Consider the following 18,657-nt stretch of genomic DNA (forward strand, 5'->3'; position numbering starts at 1 on the left):
CTACGGTTAGCCTGCACGACTTCAGCAGTCCCTGATTAACTTACCCTATCCACAGGTAATGAGCATGGACATGGATGCCTCTACGCAGTACCCGATCGTATTGATCCACGGTCTTTTCGGCTTCGACAAGATCGCTGGCTACCCTTATTTTTTCGATATCGAAAACGCGCTGGAGCGGGCCGGTGCCACGGTCTTTGCGGTCAATATTCCGTCCGTTCACAGCAATGAAGCGCGTGGCGAAAGCCTGCTTGTCCACATCGACCGCATCTTGCTGCAAACAGGTGCCGCCAGGGTCAACCTGATCGGCCATAGCCAAGGACCGCTGGCCGCACGCTATGTCGCCGCTCTGTATCCGCAAAAGGTCGCATCGGTCACGTCGGTTGCCTGCCCTAATCATGGCTCGGAGATCGCCGACCTGCTGCACCGGGCACTGACGCCTGGTGAATTGCCCGAAGCCCTGGTGCTGGCGCTGTTGGGCACGATCGGCACCTTGATTGCGCTGATCAGCGGCAGCCCGCAACCGGTGGACCCGCAGGCGGCATTCGGGTCATTGACCACGGCCGGCATGGCCGACTTCAATCGCAAGTATCCCCAGGGGATGCCGGCAGAGTGGGGCGGGGAGGGCCGTGAACGTGAAGACAACGGCGTGCATTACTATTCCTGGAGCGGGATTGTGCAGAACTTTCAAAGCCTGCAGCCACTGGACCCCAGTCATTTGAACAGCCTGGTGCTGTCGAAATTCTTTGTCAGGGAAAGGCACGCCAACGACGGGCTGGTGGGCCGCTACAGCTCGCACCTGGGCAAGGTGATCCGCTCGGACTATCCGATGGATCACTTCGACGCCGTCAACCAGATGGCCGGGATTACCAGCTGGAACGTGAACCCGGTCGGGCTTTACCTTGAGCATGCTGCACGGCTCAGGCAGAAGGGGTTGTAAGACTACGAGGCTGGCTGCGTTTTATCGCGCGGGCCTTGTGCGGCCACCTCATCCTTGACGACAGTCTCCTGTTCCAGAATCTCGATCTCCTCGCCGCTGGCCAGCTTGCGGTACTGGCGGCGCAACTGCTTGAGTTGCTTGGAGTCCTTGCTGTCCAGGTCCAGCACCGCCCGGTGCGCCTGGTTGGTGGCCCTGAGCAGTTCATCGATCTTGATGTGCAAGATGTCGTTATCGCGGTTCTGGGTGTTCTGGATGATGAACACCATCAGGAAGGTGATGATGGTGGTCGAGGTGTTGATGATCAGTTGCCAGGTGTCGTTGTAATGAAACCAGGGGCCGGTGGCGGCCCATACCATGATCAGCAACAGGGCGACCAGGAAAGCCGTGGGGCTGCCGGTCTTTTTCGAAATGGCTTGGGCGATCTGGGCAAATTTCATGACGGGCGTTCCGGGAAATCCATGTTCCTGGCATCTTCGGGCACATCACCTTCAAGTGAGTGCCCGAAGAGGCGATGACACTGTGGGGTGAGGCTTATTGCTTGGTGGTGTCGCCGGTGGTCTTGACCGCGTCGCCGCTGTGTTTGGCTTCGTCACCGCCGTATTTTTTCGATAGGGCTTTGGCTTCTTTCAGGTGCGCTTCAAGCTTGGGCAGGGTAGCTTCGGCGAACGCCTTGATTTCAGCGTCCTTGCCATCCTTGATTTGCTCGTTGAACAGTTCGATGGTCTGCTCGTGCGCCTTGACCTGATTGTTGGCGTACGACTTGTCGAAGGATTCATCGCGAATATCAAGAATGAGCGCCTTGGCCTTGTCCATCAGTTCGGCGTCCGAGCTCACCTCAAGTTTCTTGGTAGTGGCAATGCCCTTGAGTTTTTCATTCGCCGCGGTGTGATCCGTGATCATCATTTGCGCGAATGTCTTGATGTCGGCCGACTGGCTTTTCTGCTGCGCCAGCTTGCCGGCTTCGATTTCCGCAATGCCCTTGGCCGATGCTTCATCGACGAACGCTTTGGGCGAATCCGCTGCAAACGCCATGCTGCTAGCCATTGCAACAAACAGGCTCAGGGTGCCAGCGCGAAATACATTCTTCATGAGTGAACTCCTTTCAGGTTTTAGTGGCCATGCCACAAAAGGGACAAAGGCCCTCAAAACGAAGTTCAACGTTTTTGCCGATCATCTGACCCGACGGTTTACCCAGCGCTTTTGCAGACAGTCGCAGGCGTTCAGGTATGATGCCGCGCCCACTGCCCCTCATGCCTATCCGGCCGGTGCTCTATGACCTCCAATGCGCTGTACACCGATCTGTCTGGCTACTACGACCTGATGTGCGCCGACATCGACTACCCGGCGCAAAGCCGCAGCATTCGCAGGCTTGATCAGTTGTTTGGCAATGGAGGGCGCAATCATCTGGACCTGGCCTGTGGCACCGGCCCGCATATCCGCCACTTTCTCGACTTCGGCTACCGCAGCGCCGGCCTGGACATCAACCAGCCGATGCTCGATATCGCCGCTCAGCGCTGCCCCGAGGCGCGTTTCGCGTGTCAGGACATGGGCGACTTTACCGTGGCTGAGCCGCTGGACCTGGTTACCTGCTTTCTGTATTCCATCCACTACAATGCCGGCATCGAGCGCCTCAAGGCCTGCATTGCCAGGGTGCACGATGCGCTGGGTGAAAAGGGTGTGTTCTGCTTCAACGCGGTGGACAAGCACCGCATCGACAACCGCTCGGCGGTGAGTCACAGGGTCACGCAGGGCGACAGCGATTTCGCCTTTGGTTCGGCCTGGCATTACCCCGGTGAAGGCGAGCGACAATCGCTGCGGCTGCGGATCGACAGGACCTGCGCCGGGGTGAGCCAGACCTGGCAGGACGAGCACCCGATGGTGGCTGTCAGCTTTGCCGAGTTGCAGGCGCTGTTGCAGCCGCAGTTCGAGGTCACCCTGTTCGAGCATGACTATGAAAAAATCACGGCCTGGGACGGTGAGTCCGGGAATGCAATTTTTGTTTGTGTAAAAGCCTGAGGGCGGGGGCTGTCCACGACCCTGCTGCGTCCCTGCCACACTGACCGTGTCGTCGCCCGTACCAGAACAGCGTTGTTATCCGCACCGAAACAACAGGGCAATTGAAGTTGTAATGAATGAACGCACTTATAGAACAGCGCGGTCATGGCACTTGATAAAACAGGACGTCGTAAACACAAGGTTGACACTGTACAGGTTACGTTAACAAGGCCGTGAACTCGGCGTGGTCAGACGTCGTATTTTTATAACAACACGTCCACTGCCAGAGGTGTTCATGCCCGCCGCTGAAGTTCTCAATCGGGTCAAAGGCTACCGGCGGTTGATTCCGTCGATGACCGCACTGCTGGAGTTCGAGGCCGTGGCCCGGCTGAGCAGTTTTACCCTGGACGCCCGGGAATTGGGGGTGACCCAGGCGGCGGTCAGCAAGCAGATCAAGCTGCTGGAGGAGGTGCTGGGGGTCAAGCTGTTCCACCGCCTGCACCGCTCGATCCGGCTGACCAGCGAAGGCTATGTGCTGTTTACCGTCACCGCCGAATCCATGCAGAAGATCGCCGGTGCCTTCGACAAGATCGCGGCCGGCACGACCGGACAGGAGCTGGTGCTGACCACCACGGCGGCGTTCTCGCACTTTCGCATCCTGCCCCGGCTTGGCCGCCTGCGGGTCTTGCAGCCCAACCTGCAATTGCGCCTGACCACACAGACGGTGTGCTCGCCGGCGTGGCTCTGGCGATTCACCAGGCACCCACGTCACTGGAAGAACTGTTCCAGGCCCAACTGATCGACTCGGACCCCACCTCCGAAGGCTGGATGACCTGGCAGTCCTGGTTCAAGGCGCTGGACGGCCCGACGGCGCGGCGCCAGTAAAACCTGCGGTTCAGCCTGTACACCGACACCATCCAGGCGGCGCTGTTCGGCCAGGGCATCGCCCTGGGCTGGGGCGGGATGCTTGATCATCTGCTGGCCTCGGGTGACCTCATACGCCTGACGCCCATGGCCTGAGCGAGGAGTCGCTGCAGGCGCTGGACGAGTACTACAAGCTCAATGCCGCCACCAAGGCCGACTGGGAACGCCAGGGTTTCATCTGCGACGCCGTCGAGCACCCGGGCGTGGACGCCGTGACCCAGTTTCGCAGCCAGCGCCTGGCCATTGCCGGGCATGGCGAATCGCAGACGCTGACCACCCAGGTGGCCAGCCAGAAACTGTTGGGCGAGCTGATCCGCCGTGACCTGGGCGACATGCGCCTGTGGACCCACCATTCGTGGAGCCACATCATGAGCGACCACGCGGTGATCTCGTACATCATCCCGCTGGCGCCGGACAGGACCCTGGTGCGCAGCAAGTGGCTGGTGCATGCCGAGGCCATCGAGGGCGTCGACTACGACCTCAAGACGCTGACCTGGCCGTTCATCGTGGCCATTACCGTCAGGTGTCCAACTGGCTGCATGACCACCTGCGTGCCGGCGACCGGCTGCTGGCCTCGGGCCCGGCGGGCAATTTCACCCCGGTGGCCAGGCCGGCCGCCAGGGGCTGTACCTGTCGGCCGGCTCCGGCGTCACGCCGCTGGCCTCGATGATCCGCGCCAGCACCGACCTGTGCGCCGAGATGGGCATCGTGTTCGTGCACAGCGCGCGTACGCCAAAGGACATCGTGTTTCGCGACGAGTTGGCGCGGCTGGCCGCATCACGCGCCACTGTGCGGGTGATCAATGTCTGAAGGGCTGGGTGACGAACCCGACTGGCAAGGCCGGATCGGCCGGCTGGACCTGGAACTGCTGCAGACCCAGGTGCCGGGCTTTCTTGAGCGCGAAGTGTTCACCTGCGGCCCGCAGGGCTACATGAACGCGGTACAGAACCTGCTGCAAAGCGCTGGCTTCGACATGACGCACTTTCATAACGAAAGCTTCGACATCCGCGTGGTCGAGACCGAAACCCTGATCGAGCTGCCAGCCACTGCCGCCGCCGAACAGGACTCCTTTACCGTGAAGCTGGCGCGCAGCGGCAAGACCTTCAGCATAAGCCGCACCCAGACCGTGCTGTCGGCCGTCAGAAAGGCGGGCGCCGTGGTGCCGTCATCGTGCAGCCAGGGCGTGTGCGGCACCTGCAAGACCGCCGTGCTGGAGGGCTCGGTGGAGATGAACCACAACGGCGGTATCCGCCAGCGCGAGATCGACCGCGGCCTGCGCCTGCTGTGCTGCAGCCGCCCGACCTCGGACCTGGTGCTCGACCTGTGACCACCCCCAAGTAGGAGCGCGCTTGCCCGCGACCGAGTGCGCAGCGCTCGCAAAATTTGCGAAGCGCCACAAATTTACGACTGCTGCGCAGCCGGTCGCGGTGGTCCGGCATTCCGGCAAGCGCGCTGGATGGCGGGTTATTCCACGTCGTAGATGAACTCGTAGTTGTTTTCGATCAGGTCGCGCAGGTAGTCGTCGAAGCTGGCGGCGATGACCTTGTAGCTGTCCGGGTCGTGCAGGTAGCGCACGACCTGGCCGACAGTGCCGCCCGGGGCCGGATCGAAGTCCAGGTACAGGCGCGAGGTGCCGCCGTTGTTCATGCATTGCGAGAAGCACAGGCGCTGGTCCATGGCCAGGGTGCTGTCGATACCGGCGCCCAACAGGTCGGCGTCCTCCTGCAGGTAATCGCCGTATATCCCTTCGATGCTGTCCTTGCCTTCGCGGGCTTCCTGGATGATCTGCTCCACCGAGCTCAAGTAGTAAGGGTATTCGAACACGTCCGAGCCCAGCATCAGTACACAGACCTCGCCCTCGGGGTATTCGCGAAAATGCGTGCCGTCGATACGTCCCAGCAGTTCCAGCAGGCTGGCGGGAGTCTGTGGATAACGTTCCACCAGCGCTTGCAGATCGGCCTTGGACGCGCCGTGTGCCCGCTGCAACTGTTCGCGGTCTTCGGCGGCCAGCAGGGGCATCAGGCCAGCAAGGTATTCATCGACTATGGACATGGTGCGACCTTTTCAGAGTGTAGGAACAGAAGGGCACAAGGCCCGTACAAGGGGTGCCACAATCACGCTCATCAGCCCGCGCTGCCTTCGCGCCGCAACACCGCCAGACGCTGGAGCAGGCCCAGGACGTAACCTTGCTCGATGACCCAGCCATGATGGCCGTCACTGAAACGCTCGCCGCGCACGCACCAGGTCAACAGGCTCTTGAGCTCGTCAAGGGACGCGGCGGCCACATAGTCCGGGTCGACAATACGCTCGCCCGAGCGCTGGATGTCGTAGGTCAAGTCGGTCCAGCAGGTCTGGCCGGCCGCCTTGTAGAACGCCTCGACGACCTCCACGTAACGGGGCCATTGAGTGTTATCAGTAAAAAAAGACGTCTTGATGGCAACGCCTTGCGGGTACAGGCATGGCAGGTAGTACAACAGTTCATCGATGTCCTCGGGCCGAGGCTGGGCGTAGTCGAACTCGATGTTCTCATGGGCGGCAATCCGGGCCTGATAGTCATCGAACACCTGCACCTGCCCGGCCGTCAGCGGGGCACGGCGATAAGCATTCACATCCATGTAATAGCCCTGGAACGCGATCGAACGCGCGCCGCTGCTCAGCATCGAGACGGTCGCCGCCGCCTGCATCAGCCAATAGATGTCCGGGGAGTTTTCATAGGCTTTTGAATGGCCGAGGTGGGTCGCATGACGGCTCAGATCGCGGGCCAGTTGCTTGCTCTCGATCATGAAGCGGGCGCGGTCCGCAGGCGGCACGTGCTGTGCGGCCGAGGCGATGAAGGCGTCGTAGCGGGCGATCAGGGGTGGGTCTGTGTCGTGCAGCGGTGGCAAGGCCGGGGGCATGAGATGCCAGGGCTCGGACAGCACCGGGTGCTCGTCATGGCGAGCAGGGCGGGGCTGTTTGAAGGCCCGCCCGAGCCAGGCTTTCAACTGCGCGACAAGGCTGGGCATCGAGGCTTTCCATCCAGGGATTGGCGTGCAGCTTGGAGTGCCTGGACTGGATCCGGTTCCGTAGGCCCCCCGCTGAGCAGGGGGCCATCATCGGGCCGGGTTAGAGGCTCGGGAACGCGAACTGCGAGGCCTCGTGGCTGGTACGGGTCGGCCAGCGCTGGGTGATGGCTTTCTTGCGGGTGTAGAAGCGCACGCCGTCCGGGCCGTAGGCATGCAGGTCGCCGAACAGCGAGCGCTTCCAGCCGCCGAAGCTGTGGTAGCTGACCGGCACTGGCAGCGGCACGTTGACGCCGACCATGCCCACTTCGATCTCGTCGCAGAACAGCCGCGCCGATTCACCGTCACGGGTGAAGATGCAGGTACCGTTGCCGTACTCGTGGGCGTTGATCAGGGCGATGGCGTCTTCCAGGCTGTTGACCCGCACGATGCACAGCACCGGGCCGAAGATTTCTTCCTTGTAGATGCGCATCTCGGGGCTGACGCGGTCGAACAGCGTGCCGCCGACAAAGAAGCCATTCTCGTTGCCGGCCACGCTCAGGCCGCGACCGTCGACCACCAGTTCGGCACCCGCAGCCAGGCCATCGTCGATGTAGCCGACCACCTTGTCCTTGGCCGCCGCCGTGACCAACGGGCCCATGTCCAGGCCGGCGCAGGTGCCGGCACCGATTTTCAGCGCCTTGATCTGCGGAACCAGCTTCTGTACCAGTGCATCGGCCACCTGGTCACCCACGCATACGGCCACGGAAATGGCCATGCAGCGCTCGCCGCACGAACCGTAGGCGGCGCCCATCAGCGCGCTGACGGCATTGTCCAGTTCGGCATCGGGCATCAGCACGGCATGGTTCTTCGCCCCGCCCAGGGCCTGGACGCGCTTGCCGCGTTTGGTGCCTTCGGCGTAGATGTATTCGGCGATCGGCGTGGAGCCGACAAAGCTCAGGGCCTTGACCTCTGGCGCCTCGATCAGCGCATCCACCGCTTCCTTGTCACCGTGCACCACGTTGAGCACGCCCTTGGGCAGGCCGGCTTCGTGCAGCAGTTCGGCGATCAGCAGGGTAGAGCTGGGGTCGCGCTCGGACGGCTTGAGGATGAAGCAGTTGCCGCAGACGATGGCCAGCGGGTACATCCACAAAGGCACCATGGCCGGGAAGTTGAACGGGGTGATGCCGGCGACCACGCCGATCGGTTGCAGGTCGCTCCAGGCGTCGATGTTCGGGCCGACGTTGCGGCTGTACTCGCCCTTGAGGATTTCCGGGGCCGAACAGGCGAACTCGACGTTCTCGATGCCGCGCTTGAGTTCACCGGCGGCGTCTTCCAGGGTCTTGCCGTGTTCTTCGCTGATCAGTTGCGCAATGCGTGCCTCGTTGGCCTCCAGCAATTGCTTGAAGCGGAACATGACCTGGGCGCGCTTGGCCGGCGGGGTGTTGCGCCACACCGGAAAAGCAGCCTTGGCCGCGTCGATGGCCTGTTGCACGGTGGCGCGGCTGGCCAGGCTCAGCGTGCGGATGACCTGGCCGGTCGACGGGTTGAAGACGTCGATGGTGCGGCCGGTATCAGCGACGTGCTCGCCGTTGATCAGGTGCGAAATAGTGCTCATCAGTAGGGCTCTCGTCTTGCAGTATCGGATGAAGCGCCGCAGGGGCGTGCGGCGCTATTTGAGTTCGGTTTCGACAAAGACCACTTCGTGATCGCTGGCATTGATCACGTTGTGCTCCACGCCGGCCTTGCGAAAGTAGCTCTGGCCGGCCACCAGCGGGGCGTGCTTGTCGCCCTCCGGGGTTTCCAGCAGCAAGGTGCCGTCAGTCATGGGCACCACCACGTAATCACGGCCATGACGGTGCCGGCCGGTCTCGGCACCGGGCGCAAAGCGCCATTCGGTGACGATCACCTCGGCGGTGTCCACCTGCACGGTGGCGATGGCCTGTGGGCGTGGGTTCATCAGTCGATCCCTTGCAAAGCCTGGCCGACGGCATCGAACACCCGGTCCAGGTCTTGTGGCTTGGCATTGAAGGTCGGCCCGAACTGCAGAGTGTCGCCGCCAAAGCGCACATAGAAGCCAGCTTTCCACAGGGCCATGCCGGCCTCGAACGGACGGATGATGGGGTCGCCGTCACGCGGGGTCAGTTGCAAGGCGCCGGCCAGGCCGCAGTTGCGGATGTCGACCACATGCCTGGCGCCCTTGAGGCCATGAATGGCGTTTTCGAAATACGGCGCCAGCTCGGCCGATTGCTGGATCAGGTTGTCTTTTTCCAGCAGCGCCAGCGAGGCCAGGCCCGCCGCGCAGGCCACCGGGTGCGCCGAGTAGGTGTAGCCGTGGGTGAATTCGACGGCGTGTTCCGGGATCGACTGGCTCATGAAGGTTTCGTAGATCTCGCGGCTGGCAACCACCGCGCCCATCGGAATGGCGCCGTTGGTGATCTGCTTGGCGATGTTCATGATGTCGGGCTTGACGCCGAAGTACTCGGCACCGGTCCAGGTGCCCAGGCGGCCGAAGGCGGTGATTACTTCATCGAAGATCAACAGGATATTGTGCTGGTCGCAGATTTCGCGCAGGCGCTTGAGGTAGCCGGCCGGCGGCACGATCACGCCTGCCGAGCCCGACATCGGCTCGACGATCACCGCCGCGATGTTCGAGGCGTCGTGCAGTTCGATCAGCTTGAGCATCTCGTTGGCCAGCGCCACGCCACCGGTCTCGGCCGCGCCACGGGTAAAGGCCAGGTCCGGTTGCAGGGTGTGCGGCAGGTGGTCGACGTCCATCAACTGGCCATACATCTTGCGGTTGCCGCCAATGCCGCCCAGCGCGGTACCGGCAATGTTCACGCCGTGGTAGCCACGGGCGCGGCCGATCAGCTTGGTCTTCTGCGCCTGGCCTTTCAGGCGCCAGTAGGCACGGGCCAGCTTGACCGAGGTGTCGGCGCTTTCGGAACCGGAGCCGGTGAAGAACACATGATCCAGGCCGTCGGGGGTCAGGCTGGTGATTTTCTCGGCCAGCTGGAACGACAGCGGGTGCGCGTACTGGAAAGCCGGCGAGTAATCCAGGGTGCCGAGCTGTTTGGCCACCGCCTCCTGGATTTCCTTGCGCGAGTGCCCGGCCCCGCAGGTCCACAGGCCCGACAGGCTGTCATAGATGCGCCGGCCCTGGTCGTCGGTCAGCCAGCTGCCTTCGGCGGCCACGATGAAACGCGGGTCACGCTTGAAGTTGCGGTTGGCGGAGAAGGGCATCCAGTGGGCGTCCAGCTTGAGCTGGCTGGCCAGTGGCGGGGTCTGCTGCAGGGCCTGGTTCATCTCGCAAATCCTGTGGGGGTGAATGACCACAGCTTGTGCCTGCTCGATGGGTGAGTTAAATCTATATCTTCTTACGTTCAGGTATGGAATCGCTTACCTATGTCATCCCGGCCACTGTCGTCCAAGAAGCCCGTCCTGAGCCAGGTCAGCGATTTCGATCTGCGCCTGCTGCGCCTGTTCAAGACCGTGGTGCAATGCGGCAGTTTTTCGGCGGCCGAGAGCACGCTGGGCATCAGCCGCTCGGCCATCAGCCTGCACATGAGCGACCTGGAAAAACGCCTGGGCATGCGCCTGTGCCAGCGCGGCCGGGCCGGCTTTGCCCTGACCGACCAGGGCCGCGAGGTGCTGCGTTCAGGTGAGGCGGTGCTGGCGGCCATCGAGGGGTTTCGCAGCGAGGTCAACCAGTTGCACAGCCAGCTGCGCGGCGACCTGAACATCGGGTTGATGAGCAACCTGGTGACCCAGCCGAAAATGCGCATCACCCGTGCCCTGGCCTCGTTGCGCCAGCAGGGGGACGGGGTGACGGTGAACCTGAGCATGAGCACCCCCGGCGAGATCGAGCGCGGTTTGCTGGACGGGCGCCTGCACGTCGGTGCCATCCCGCTGATCACGCCGCTGTCCGGCCTGGAATACAGCCTGCTCTACGAAGAACGCAGCTACCTGTACTGCTGCGCCGATCATCCACTGTTCGCCCATGCCGAGACCTTGAACAACGACGACTTGCGTGACGTCGACGCCGTCGTGCCCAGCTACCGCATGACCGCCGAAGCCATCGGCCTGCACCAGTTGCTCGAATGCGCCGCCACCGCCACCGACCGCGAGGGCATCGCCTTTCTGATCCTGACCGGTTGTTACATTGGCTTTCTGCCCGACCACTACGCCGCCGGCTGGGTCGAGAAAGGTCTGCTCAAGGCCATTGCCCCGCACCGGTTGTTCTTCGATGCGCCGCTGGCGGTGGTCACGCTCAGGGGCCGGCGCTCGAACCTGATCATCGATCATTTCCTCGATGTATTGCAGCGCAACGACTGCTGATCGGCGCAGGCCTGCAACCGGCGAGCGATACGCTGGCGCGCGCTCACCGGAAGGCTTCTATTGCTTGGATCAGCCGCCGATAAAGGCCAGCAGGTCTTCGTTCAACTGATCACCGTGGGTCGCAGCAAAGCCGTGCGGCGCACCCTGGTAAATCTTCAGCTCGGCGCCGGCAACCCGCTTGGCGGCCAGGCGGCCGGTGGCTTCCAGTGGCACCACCTTGTCGGCGTCGCCGTGGATCACCAGGGTCGGCACATCGACCTTGGCCAGGTCTGCACGGAAGTCGGTTTCCGAAAACGCCGTCACGCAATCGACCGTGCCCTTGAGCGAGGCCAGCAGGGCGATGTTCAGGGTCTGGGTCTGTACGCCTTCGGAGACTTGGTTGCCATCGTCCAGGCCGAAGAAGGTCCTGGAAAAATCGGCGATGAACTGGGCGCGGTCCTTGAGCAGCCCGGCCTTGATGCCGTCGAACACCGACTTGTCCACACCCTCGGGATGGTCGTCGGTCTTGATGAAGATCGGCGTCACCGCGCCCAGCAGGGCCAGGCGTGCAACCCGAGAGGTGCCATGCCGGCCGATGTAGCGGGCCACATCGCCGCCGCCCATCGAGAAGCCCACCAGGGTCACGTCCTGCAGGTCCAGGTGGTTGATCAGGTCGTTGATGTCGTCGGCGAAGGTGTCGTAGTCATAGCCGGTCCACGGCTGGTCCGAACGCCCGAAGCCGCGCCGGTCGAAGGCGATGGTGCGGTAGCCGCGGCTGCTCAGGTAGTTCATCTGGTATTCCCACATGTCGGCGTCCAGCGGCCAGCCGTGGCTGAACAGCACCGGCTTGCCGGTGCCCCAGTCCTTGAAGTAGATCTCGGTTCCATCGCGGGTGACGAACGTACTCATGACAAGCTCCTGGGTGTGCAAGGAATGAAAAAGTGTGACCGCACGTGGGTGGCGGCGATTCACTATTGTTCAACGCCGGCCCGATGGATTGCATGGGTGTGCTTTTGTCATGGCCATAACGCCGTCGTATGGCAAACATCGGCCTCGGGGGGGGGTAGGAGCGCGCTTGCCCGCGACCGGCTGCGTTAGCAGTCGTAAATTTTCAGCGTTTCCGAAATCTTGAATGTGTTCACAGTCAAAATTTTCAGCGTTTCCGAGATTTTGCGAGCGCTGCGCACTCGGTCGCGGGCAAGCGCGCTCCTACGGGTGACCTTTTCAGCCGTAGGCCGCCACCGCCGCCCGGATGCCGTCGATCAGCATCAGGCATGCCGGGTTGTCGTTGTCGCTGCGCCACACCAGGTGCAGCTCGCTCTGGATGCCTTCGCCCAGGTCGATGTCGCGAAAGGTCACCTCGCGAAACACCACGTTGGTGGCGCAGCGCGGCACCAGAGCCAGGCCCATGCCGGCATTCACCAGCGCCAGGATGGTCAGCGACGAGCCCAGCCATTGCACGTACTCGGGCGCCACGCCGGCCGAGCGGAACAGGCCGGTGAGCAGTTCGTTGAACGGCGGGTAGGCCGAGTGCGAGTACATCAGGAACGGCACTCCGGCCAGGTCCTGTACCCCGACCTGCGTGGCAGTGGCCAACGGATGGCCGCTCGGCACCGCCAGCACGAAAGGCTCGCGCACCAGGCATTCGCTCTGGTAACCCGGTTGCAGCAACGGGGCGCGGACGATGCCCAGGTCGATGCGCCGGGCACGCAGGGCTTCGTGCTGCTGGGCGGTGTTCATCTCGCTCAACGCGATCTTGACCTGCGGCTGGTTGAGCCGGGCTTCAGCCAGCACCTTGGGCAGAAATTCATACACCGCGCTGCCGACAAAGCTGATGCTCACTGAACCGATGTCGCCCTCGGCAAAGCGCTTGGCGGCCACGGCGGCCTGTTCGGCACGCTCCAGCAAATGCTGAGCCTCGATGAAAAAGGCACGGCCTGCGGCGGTCAGCACCACGCTGCGGGTGCTGCGGGTGAACAGCGCCACGCCCAGGGCGTGCTCCAGCAACTGGATCTGCCGCGAGAGCGGCGGCTGGGTCATGTTCAGCCGTTCGGCGGCACGGCGAAAATTCAGTTCGGTGGCCACCGTGGCAAAGCAGCGCAATTGGGCAAGTTCGAACATTGATAGTTTCCGGGTATCAATCGACAGTCAATCTGGATTAGACGGACACAATACCCCGGTCCATGATCGGTCCACGTCATAAAAACAACGAATCGGAACCCTCGGCATGAACATCAGACAGGTCCGCGTCACCCCCATCGCCTTTCGCGATGCCCCGCTGCTCAACGCCAGCGGCATTCATGAACCCTATGCGCTGCGCTCGATCATCGAGGTCGAAAGCGACAACGGCCATATCGGCCTGGGCGAAAGCTATGGCGATGCGCCGGTGCTCAAGGTGTTGCAGGCCATGCAGGACAGCCTGGTGGGGCTGGACCCGTTCGACCTCAATGGCCTGCGGGCCCGGGTGATCAAGACCGTCGCCGCCATGCAGCCGGTCAGCGCCGGGGCCGAGCTGGCGCCGGGCTCGCACCCGAGCAAGCAGGTGGCCAACGCCTATTCGGCCTTCGAGGTGGCGTTTCTCGACCTGCAGGCGCGCTCGCTGGGCATGCCGCTGGTCAACCTGCTCGGTGGCGCGGTGCGTCGCGAGGTGCCGTTCAGCGCCTACCTGTTCTTCAAGTACGCCGAGCACATCGGCTCGCCGTACAAGCCCGACCGCTGGGGCGAAAGCATCAGCCCCGAGCAGATCGTGGCCCAGGCGCGGACCATGATCGAAGAGAACGGCTTCAAGAGCATAAAGCTCAAGGCCGGCACACTGCTGGGCCCGGAGCATGAAGTGGCGTGCATCAAGGCGCTGCGCCAGGCCTTCCCCGACGCACCGCTGCGCATTGACCCGAATGGCAACTGGTCGGTCGACACCTCGTTGCGCATGGCCGAACAACTGGCGGGGGATCTTGAATACTTTGAAGACCCTTGCCCGGGCCTGGAAGGCATGGCCGAGGTGCACAGACGCACCGGCATCCCGCTGGCGACCAATATGGTGGTCACCGACTTCGACGAGTTTCGCCGCAGTGTGGCCCTGAACAGCGTGCAGATCGTCCTCGCCGACCACCACTATTGGGGTGGCCTGCGCGACACCCAGATCCTGGCGCGCATGTGCGACACCTTCGGCCTGGGCGTGTCGATGCATTCCAACTCGCACCTGGGCATCAGCCTGATGGCCATGACCCACGTAGCGGCGGCCGTGCCGAACCTGGCCTACGCCTGTGACACCCACTACCCGTGGCAGGAGCCGGACGAAGAAGTGATCAAGGGCGGCAAGCTGCCGATCGTCAACGGCTGCGTGGCCCTGACCGACGCGCCGGGGCTGGGCGTGGAGCTGGACTATGACCAGTTGGGCAAGCTCAACGCGCTGTACCACAGCTGCGGCATCCGCCAGCGCAACGACGTGACCCAGATGCAGAAGTACCGCTCGGACTGGACGGCGGTGAAGCCACGGTTCTGATTGACCCTGGCTAGCAGGCCTGGCGGGGTGAGTGGCAGGCCAGGCTCGCTGCCGGCCTGTAGCCCTGGCGAATACGCTGGATCTCGCCACTGCGCTGCAGTGCCGTGATCGCGGCGTTGATCTGCGGCAGCAGGGCGGCGTGGCGAGGCTGGAGCATGATGGTCAGCGGTGCCTCGCTCAACTGGGCGCCCTGGCGAAAGCGGCTGGCATCGATCTGTCCGCTGGCCACCAGCGACTGGTACAGGTCGTCGACCATCGCCACCGCATCGACCCGGCCTATCTTCAGCAATTCCAGCAGCGCCTGGTCCTGGGAGGTTTCCAGCTTCAGCAGGCGCTTGAACTCGAACGCCGCGTCCAGTCGTGGGTAGGTGTAGCCGCGCACCATGCCGATGGTGAGGTTGCGCAACTGCTCGGCCGGCACTTGGGCGGCCGGGTTGTCAGCGGCGAAATACAGGTGTTCACGCACGTTCAGGTACGGCACGGAAAACACGAAGCGCGCCGCTTGTGCCGGAGCTTTCCAGTCGGGTGACTCGGCATAGTTGAAGTCGAGCTGGCCCTTGTCGAGCATCGCTTGCAGGCGGTTGACCGGGTAGGACACGAACTGCGTCTCAAGGTGTGCCTGCTTGAGCACCCGCCGTGCGATATCCACCGCGACCCCGCGCAAGCGCGCCTGGTCATCGGTGTAGCTGAACGGCCGCCACTCCGAGCCGCCGGCCAGATAAACCGGGCTCTGCGGCTGGGCCTGGGCAAGCGGTAGCGCGGCCAGCAGGCTGGTGACGATCAGTGAGCGAAATTTCATGCCGGGCGTCCTGTTGCGGTTCAATCCATTGATTCTGAGGGTTCAGCATGGCAGCCCTATGTTTGCCGAACATGAATCTGCCAGCCACTCTTGAAACGAAGACGGACGCATCAGACTTATTTAATACCACCCCTTTTAAGGTTGAACGCTGATCCCCCGCATTGCCGTTTGTGATCAGTTACGGGGGACAGGGTGAGGGGTCAAGGGGTCAAGGGGTCAAGGGGTCAGGCGAATGATTTTCGGAAAGCGGGTCAATGCAACCGTGGCCGTACAGCGCGTCTGCTCACACTGCCAGGTCTGCCCGCTGGCGACCTGTCCCCGCTCGGCCTGCACGGTGTCGAGCCAGTGCACCGGGCCGCTGATCCGGCCATGGCTTTCAACCTGCAGCTCACGCGGCTTGCCAATGGCCCAGGCCACCAACAGGCGCTCCTGGCCTTTATTGAAGTGCAACAGGTAAAGCGCATCGGACAGGGTGCTGGCCTGGGCATCATAGGTGTACTGGCTGATCACCGGGGCGATGGCTTTCATCAGGGTGTGCGCAGGTTTGGACGACAGGTCTTCGTTGAACACGCCAAAATTGTGCTCCTGATCGAAGCGGTCAGGTCCATCGTTGTACAGGTCGTACCACCACAGGCCCTTGACGTTGGGAATCGTGCGGGCCAGAAACCAGACCCGCGCCATGTACAGCGCCTGGGTCACCTCGCTCTTGCCGCAGGCGCCCTGGTGGCTCGGCCAGCCCATCTCGGTGAGGTAAAGCGGCACGTCGCGGCCGGCACGGGTGCGAACGTGCTGTTCGTAGTCGCTCATCCAGCGCCGCCAGGCTTCCGGTGTGTTCTGGTCGTTGGCCTCGCAATGCACGTAGGGATGCAAGGACAGGCCATCGACCAGGTCCAGTGCACCACTGTCGATCAGGGGGTCGACAAAGCCGCTTTTCATGCCAGCCGTGGTCACCGCGCCGGCCAGGATTTTTGCCGGTGTGCCGGGGGCGGCACGGGTGTTGCGGCGCAGCACCGGCGCGGTCTGCTTGATCAGCGCGGCATAGTCGCGGGCCAGTTGGCGGTCGCGGGGCGCTTCCATGTCCCACTCGTTCCAGATTTCATAGAAATTGATCCGGTTGCCCAGTTGCTGGCTGGTGTAGTCGACGTACTTGAGGTACTGGCTTGTCACCATCGGCGTACGCGGCTTGGCGTTTTCATGAAACCAGGTGCTGTAGCCGAGGATACCCATGCGGCTCAGCTTCAGTGTCTCGGCCTGGCTGAGGTAACGCCGCCACTGCGGTGGAACGTGCAACCGGTGTGGGCCGGGCGCTGCGGCCGACCACAGGATGTCGTCCCGGAGCGAGGTAAAGCCGGCCTCGGCGGCCCGCTTCAAGGGCGCCTGTAGAGGCTGCTCGACATTCATCAGATGCGTGGTGACGCCCAGGATAAAGACAGGCTCGGCGGCCTGTGCCGACGGCAGCCAGGCCGCTGTGGCGGCCAGCCAGGGCAGGGTGGCGTGTAAAAGCTTGCGTAGCATCGTCATCCCCCTCAGGGCTGTGGGGTAAAAGGCAACAGCTTGAACGCCTGCGTCCGCTCCTGCGCTTCGCTTGCTGACCGGTTGCCCAGCACATGGCCGATCACCAGCCCCAGGAACAGGTCGACCACGGCAATCTCGAACAGGTCGGAAGTCCAGCTGACCAGGCAGCAGAAGAAGGCAATCGACAGCAGCATGCGCGCCTGGCGGCTGTTGTCGCCGATCAGGGTGAACAACAGTGGCACCTGCATGACGTACAGCCACAGCCCGGCCACACCGAGCATGGCCCACAGGTAGACCGAGGTGCTGTCGACAATGGTCAGCAGGCCGGCGCCCATGACCGGGTACAGCGCCTGGGTGCTGCCGACCATGCCAAAGCCCGCGCCGGTCAGGCCCCAGCCCTCCTGCATCATGTACTCGACCAGGTTGGGCCAGGTGTTGTTGAGCCGGTCATACAGCGACGCCAGCGAGTGGCTGCTCCTGCTGACCGTGTGGGCGTCGAAGTCATGGATCAGACCCAACAGCGGCAGCCCCAGGCCCATCGCTACCACCACCACACACAAGGCCCGGCAGATCCATGGCAGACGCAGCATCAGCAGCATGCCCAGGGTCAGCACCAGGGCCGCTGCCGGCGCCTTGCTGGTGGTCATGAACACGGCCACCACGGCCGCTGCATACAGCAGTGCCCTGAGCGGCAGCGCACGCACGAACAGCAGCAGGTACAGGCTGTACAGGGCAATCAGGTTGGCCAGGACGCTCGACACCCGGGCAAAGCCGGCCACCCGGTCCTGGTCGGCATCGCTCCAGGCGGTATTACCGCTCAACTGGGTGTCGCCCATGCTGTAGCTGTAGCCTTTCCAGGGTACCTGGGCGTACTTGTCGAGCAGCAGTCCCACCAGCGAGGCCAGCAGGCACAGGGCGACCGCCTTGCCAAGCAGCGTCTGGCGCTGCAGCAGATACCGGCTGCACACCAGGGCGAACAACAACGGGCTGATGGCGAACAGGCTGAACGCCAGGTTCTGCACGCTGGCGCCATGCAGCATGGCCAGCAACCCCGAAATCAACAGGGCCAGCAGGCACAGCCAGAAGCCCCGGCCACCCTTGAAGGTGAACAGCTCGGTCACGAACAGCGCCGTGCAGGCCATTTTCGGCAGGTACAGCACAGGCCCCAGACCGGCCAGGTCAAAGTAATAGCGCAAGGCACCGGAAAAAGTCTCGACCAGCAGCAGGCTGATGGCGGTCCAGACGACCACGGTGGATTTATCGAACACCAGCAGCGACGCGCGCGCGTCGTGGGCGTGCAGGGCAGGATTCAACGCCATGAGGATTTGCCTTCAAGCAGGCGCAGGCATCAATGCGACGGGCATGGCACACAGGCACGCTACCGCCCATCGACCGCGCGGGAGGGGTCAATGCAGCCAGGGAGGCTTTCAAGCACAACAAGAGAGTCTGGAGCGAGCGCTCCAACGGCGTGACAGGGCTCTATAACAGACGCAGATGGGCGAGCTGTCAATGTTTTCCATCCGGGCACGCTGTCGCGCACCCAACCTGGAACCGGTGGTAGGAGCGCGCTTGCCCGCGACCGGCTGCGCAGCAGTCGCAAAATTTGCCAGACGCCACAAATTTACGACTACTACCCCGTCCGGGATCTATGAAACGCCACGAATTTACGACTGCTGCGCAGCCGGTC

At 63.0% G+C, this 18,657-nt stretch carries 18 protein-coding genes and 2 pseudogenes; 7 read left to right on the forward strand and 13 right to left on the reverse strand.

The annotated features are described in order from the left end of the window. Nucleotides 1-64: 64 nt before the first annotated feature. A complete protein-coding gene (locus DGA31_RS17555) occupies nt 65-937 on the forward strand; it encodes an esterase/lipase family protein (RefSeq protein ID WP_109513399.1) in 873 nt (290 codons plus the stop codon). Nucleotides 938-939: 2 nt separating this feature from the next. Here the strand turns inward: DGA31_RS17555 and DGA31_RS17560 are convergent, their stop codons facing one another. Both DGA31_RS17560 and DGA31_RS17565 read right to left on the reverse strand, forming a co-directional pair. Continuing rightward, complete coding sequence (locus tag DGA31_RS17560) at nt 940-1,374, reverse strand: low affinity iron permease family protein (protein ID WP_109513400.1); 435 nt, start codon at nt 1,372-1,374, stop codon at nt 940-942. A 94-nt stretch (nt 1,375-1,468) separates the two neighbouring features. Beyond that, entirely contained in the window at nt 1,469-2,026 is a 558-nt protein-coding gene (locus DGA31_RS17565; RefSeq protein ID WP_056840925.1) for a DUF4142 domain-containing protein, read from the reverse strand. Between the two features lie 183 nt (nt 2,027-2,209). Here DGA31_RS17565 and DGA31_RS17570 point away from each other — a divergent pair, with 183 nt between their 5' ends. Continuing rightward, a complete protein-coding gene (locus tag DGA31_RS17570; protein WP_056840924.1) occupies nt 2,210-2,953 on the forward strand; it encodes a class I SAM-dependent DNA methyltransferase in 744 nt (247 codons plus the stop codon). Nucleotides 2,954-3,227: 274 nt separating this feature from the next. Further along, nucleotides 3,228-3,731 carry a LysR family transcriptional regulator gene (locus tag DGA31_RS17575; RefSeq protein ID WP_338322867.1) on the forward strand — a complete coding sequence of 168 codons (504 nt, stop codon included), beginning with the start codon at nt 3,228-3,230 and terminating at the stop codon, nt 3,729-3,731. Here the strand turns inward: DGA31_RS17575 and DGA31_RS30570 are convergent. Further along, nucleotides 3,701-3,907: a hypothetical protein gene (locus DGA31_RS30570; RefSeq protein ID WP_338322868.1), complete on the reverse strand. Its 207-nt coding sequence runs from the start codon at nt 3,905-3,907 to the stop codon at nt 3,701-3,703. The genes DGA31_RS17575 and DGA31_RS30570 overlap by 31 nt on opposite strands. A 38-nt stretch (nt 3,908-3,945) precedes the next feature. Here DGA31_RS30570 and DGA31_RS17580 point away from each other — a divergent pair. Both DGA31_RS17580 and DGA31_RS17585 read left to right on the forward strand, forming a co-directional pair. Then, a pseudogene (locus DGA31_RS17580) lies at nt 3,946-4,350 on the forward strand (SRPBCC family protein); the annotation flags it as partial. Then, a pseudogene (locus DGA31_RS17585) lies at nt 4,332-5,183 on the forward strand (flavin reductase family protein); the annotation flags it as partial. The pseudogenes DGA31_RS17580 and DGA31_RS17585, both read left to right, overlap by 19 nt. Before the next feature lie 137 nt (nt 5,184-5,320). Here the strand turns inward: DGA31_RS17585 and DGA31_RS17590 are convergent. The 5 genes from DGA31_RS17590 to aptA form a co-directional block, all read right to left on the reverse strand. Then, entirely contained in the window at nt 5,321-5,908 is a 588-nt protein-coding gene (locus DGA31_RS17590; RefSeq protein WP_109513401.1) for an SMI1/KNR4 family protein, read from the reverse strand. A 71-nt stretch (nt 5,909-5,979) separates the two neighbouring features. Further along, nucleotides 5,980-6,861, reverse strand: coding sequence for a DUF6508 domain-containing protein (locus DGA31_RS17595; RefSeq protein WP_109513402.1), 882 nt, complete (start codon nt 6,859-6,861; stop codon nt 5,980-5,982). Between the two features lie 100 nt (nt 6,862-6,961). Then, the gene (locus DGA31_RS17600) at nt 6,962-8,455 is read right to left on the reverse strand and encodes a CoA-acylating methylmalonate-semialdehyde dehydrogenase (protein WP_109513403.1); all 1,494 of its coding nucleotides are present in this window, start codon (nt 8,453-8,455) and stop codon (nt 6,962-6,964) included. 54 nt (nt 8,456-8,509) lie between these two features. Then, nucleotides 8,510-8,797, reverse strand: a complete 288-nt coding sequence (locus DGA31_RS17605) for a cupin domain-containing protein (RefSeq protein WP_056840917.1) — start codon at nt 8,795-8,797, stop codon at nt 8,510-8,512. Beyond that, nucleotides 8,797-10,143, reverse strand: a complete 1,347-nt coding sequence (gene aptA, locus DGA31_RS17610) for an omega-aminotransferase AptA (protein ID WP_056840916.1) — start codon at nt 10,141-10,143, stop codon at nt 8,797-8,799. Before aptA ends, DGA31_RS17605 begins: the two co-directional genes overlap by 1 nt. 99 nt (nt 10,144-10,242) lie before the next feature. Between aptA and DGA31_RS17615 the strand changes: the two genes are divergently transcribed. Next, a complete protein-coding gene (locus DGA31_RS17615; RefSeq protein ID WP_109513404.1) occupies nt 10,243-11,175 on the forward strand; it encodes a LysR family transcriptional regulator in 933 nt (310 codons plus the stop codon). A 69-nt stretch (nt 11,176-11,244) separates the two neighbouring features. Here the strand turns inward: DGA31_RS17615 and DGA31_RS17620 are convergent, their stop codons facing one another. Both DGA31_RS17620 and DGA31_RS17625 read right to left on the reverse strand, forming a co-directional pair. Continuing rightward, entirely contained in the window at nt 11,245-12,063 is an 819-nt protein-coding gene (locus tag DGA31_RS17620; RefSeq protein ID WP_109513405.1) for an alpha/beta fold hydrolase, read from the reverse strand. Between the two features lie 315 nt (nt 12,064-12,378). Then, complete coding sequence (locus DGA31_RS17625; protein ID WP_109513406.1) at nt 12,379-13,275, reverse strand: LysR family transcriptional regulator; 897 nt, start codon at nt 13,273-13,275, stop codon at nt 12,379-12,381. A 106-nt stretch (nt 13,276-13,381) separates the two neighbouring features. Here DGA31_RS17625 and DGA31_RS17630 point away from each other — a divergent pair, with 106 nt between their 5' ends. After that, entirely contained in the window at nt 13,382-14,656 is a 1,275-nt protein-coding gene (locus DGA31_RS17630; protein WP_109513407.1) for a glucarate dehydratase family protein, read from the forward strand. A gap of 10 nt (nt 14,657-14,666) precedes the next feature. Here the strand turns inward: DGA31_RS17630 and DGA31_RS17635 are convergent, their stop codons facing one another. The 3 genes from DGA31_RS17635 to DGA31_RS17645 all read right to left on the reverse strand — a co-directional run bounded on the left by DGA31_RS17635 (nt 14,667) and on the right by DGA31_RS17645 (nt 18,289). Further along, nucleotides 14,667-15,455: a substrate-binding periplasmic protein gene (locus tag DGA31_RS17635; RefSeq protein WP_109513408.1), complete on the reverse strand. Its 789-nt coding sequence runs from the start codon at nt 15,453-15,455 to the stop codon at nt 14,667-14,669. Between the two features lie 216 nt (nt 15,456-15,671). Next, nucleotides 15,672-16,970: a hypothetical protein gene (locus DGA31_RS17640; protein WP_109513409.1), complete on the reverse strand. Its 1,299-nt coding sequence runs from the start codon at nt 16,968-16,970 to the stop codon at nt 15,672-15,674. A gap of 11 nt (nt 16,971-16,981) precedes the next feature. Beyond that, nucleotides 16,982-18,289 carry a hypothetical protein gene (locus DGA31_RS17645; RefSeq protein WP_109513410.1) on the reverse strand — a complete coding sequence of 436 codons (1,308 nt, stop codon included), beginning with the start codon at nt 18,287-18,289 and terminating at the stop codon, nt 16,982-16,984. Nucleotides 18,290-18,657 lie beyond the last annotated feature (368 nt).

Origin of the sequence: Pseudomonas ovata, assembly GCF_003131185.1 — a bacterium.
GTDB classification, from domain to species: Bacteria; Pseudomonadota; Gammaproteobacteria; order Pseudomonadales; family Pseudomonadaceae; genus Aquipseudomonas; species Aquipseudomonas ovata.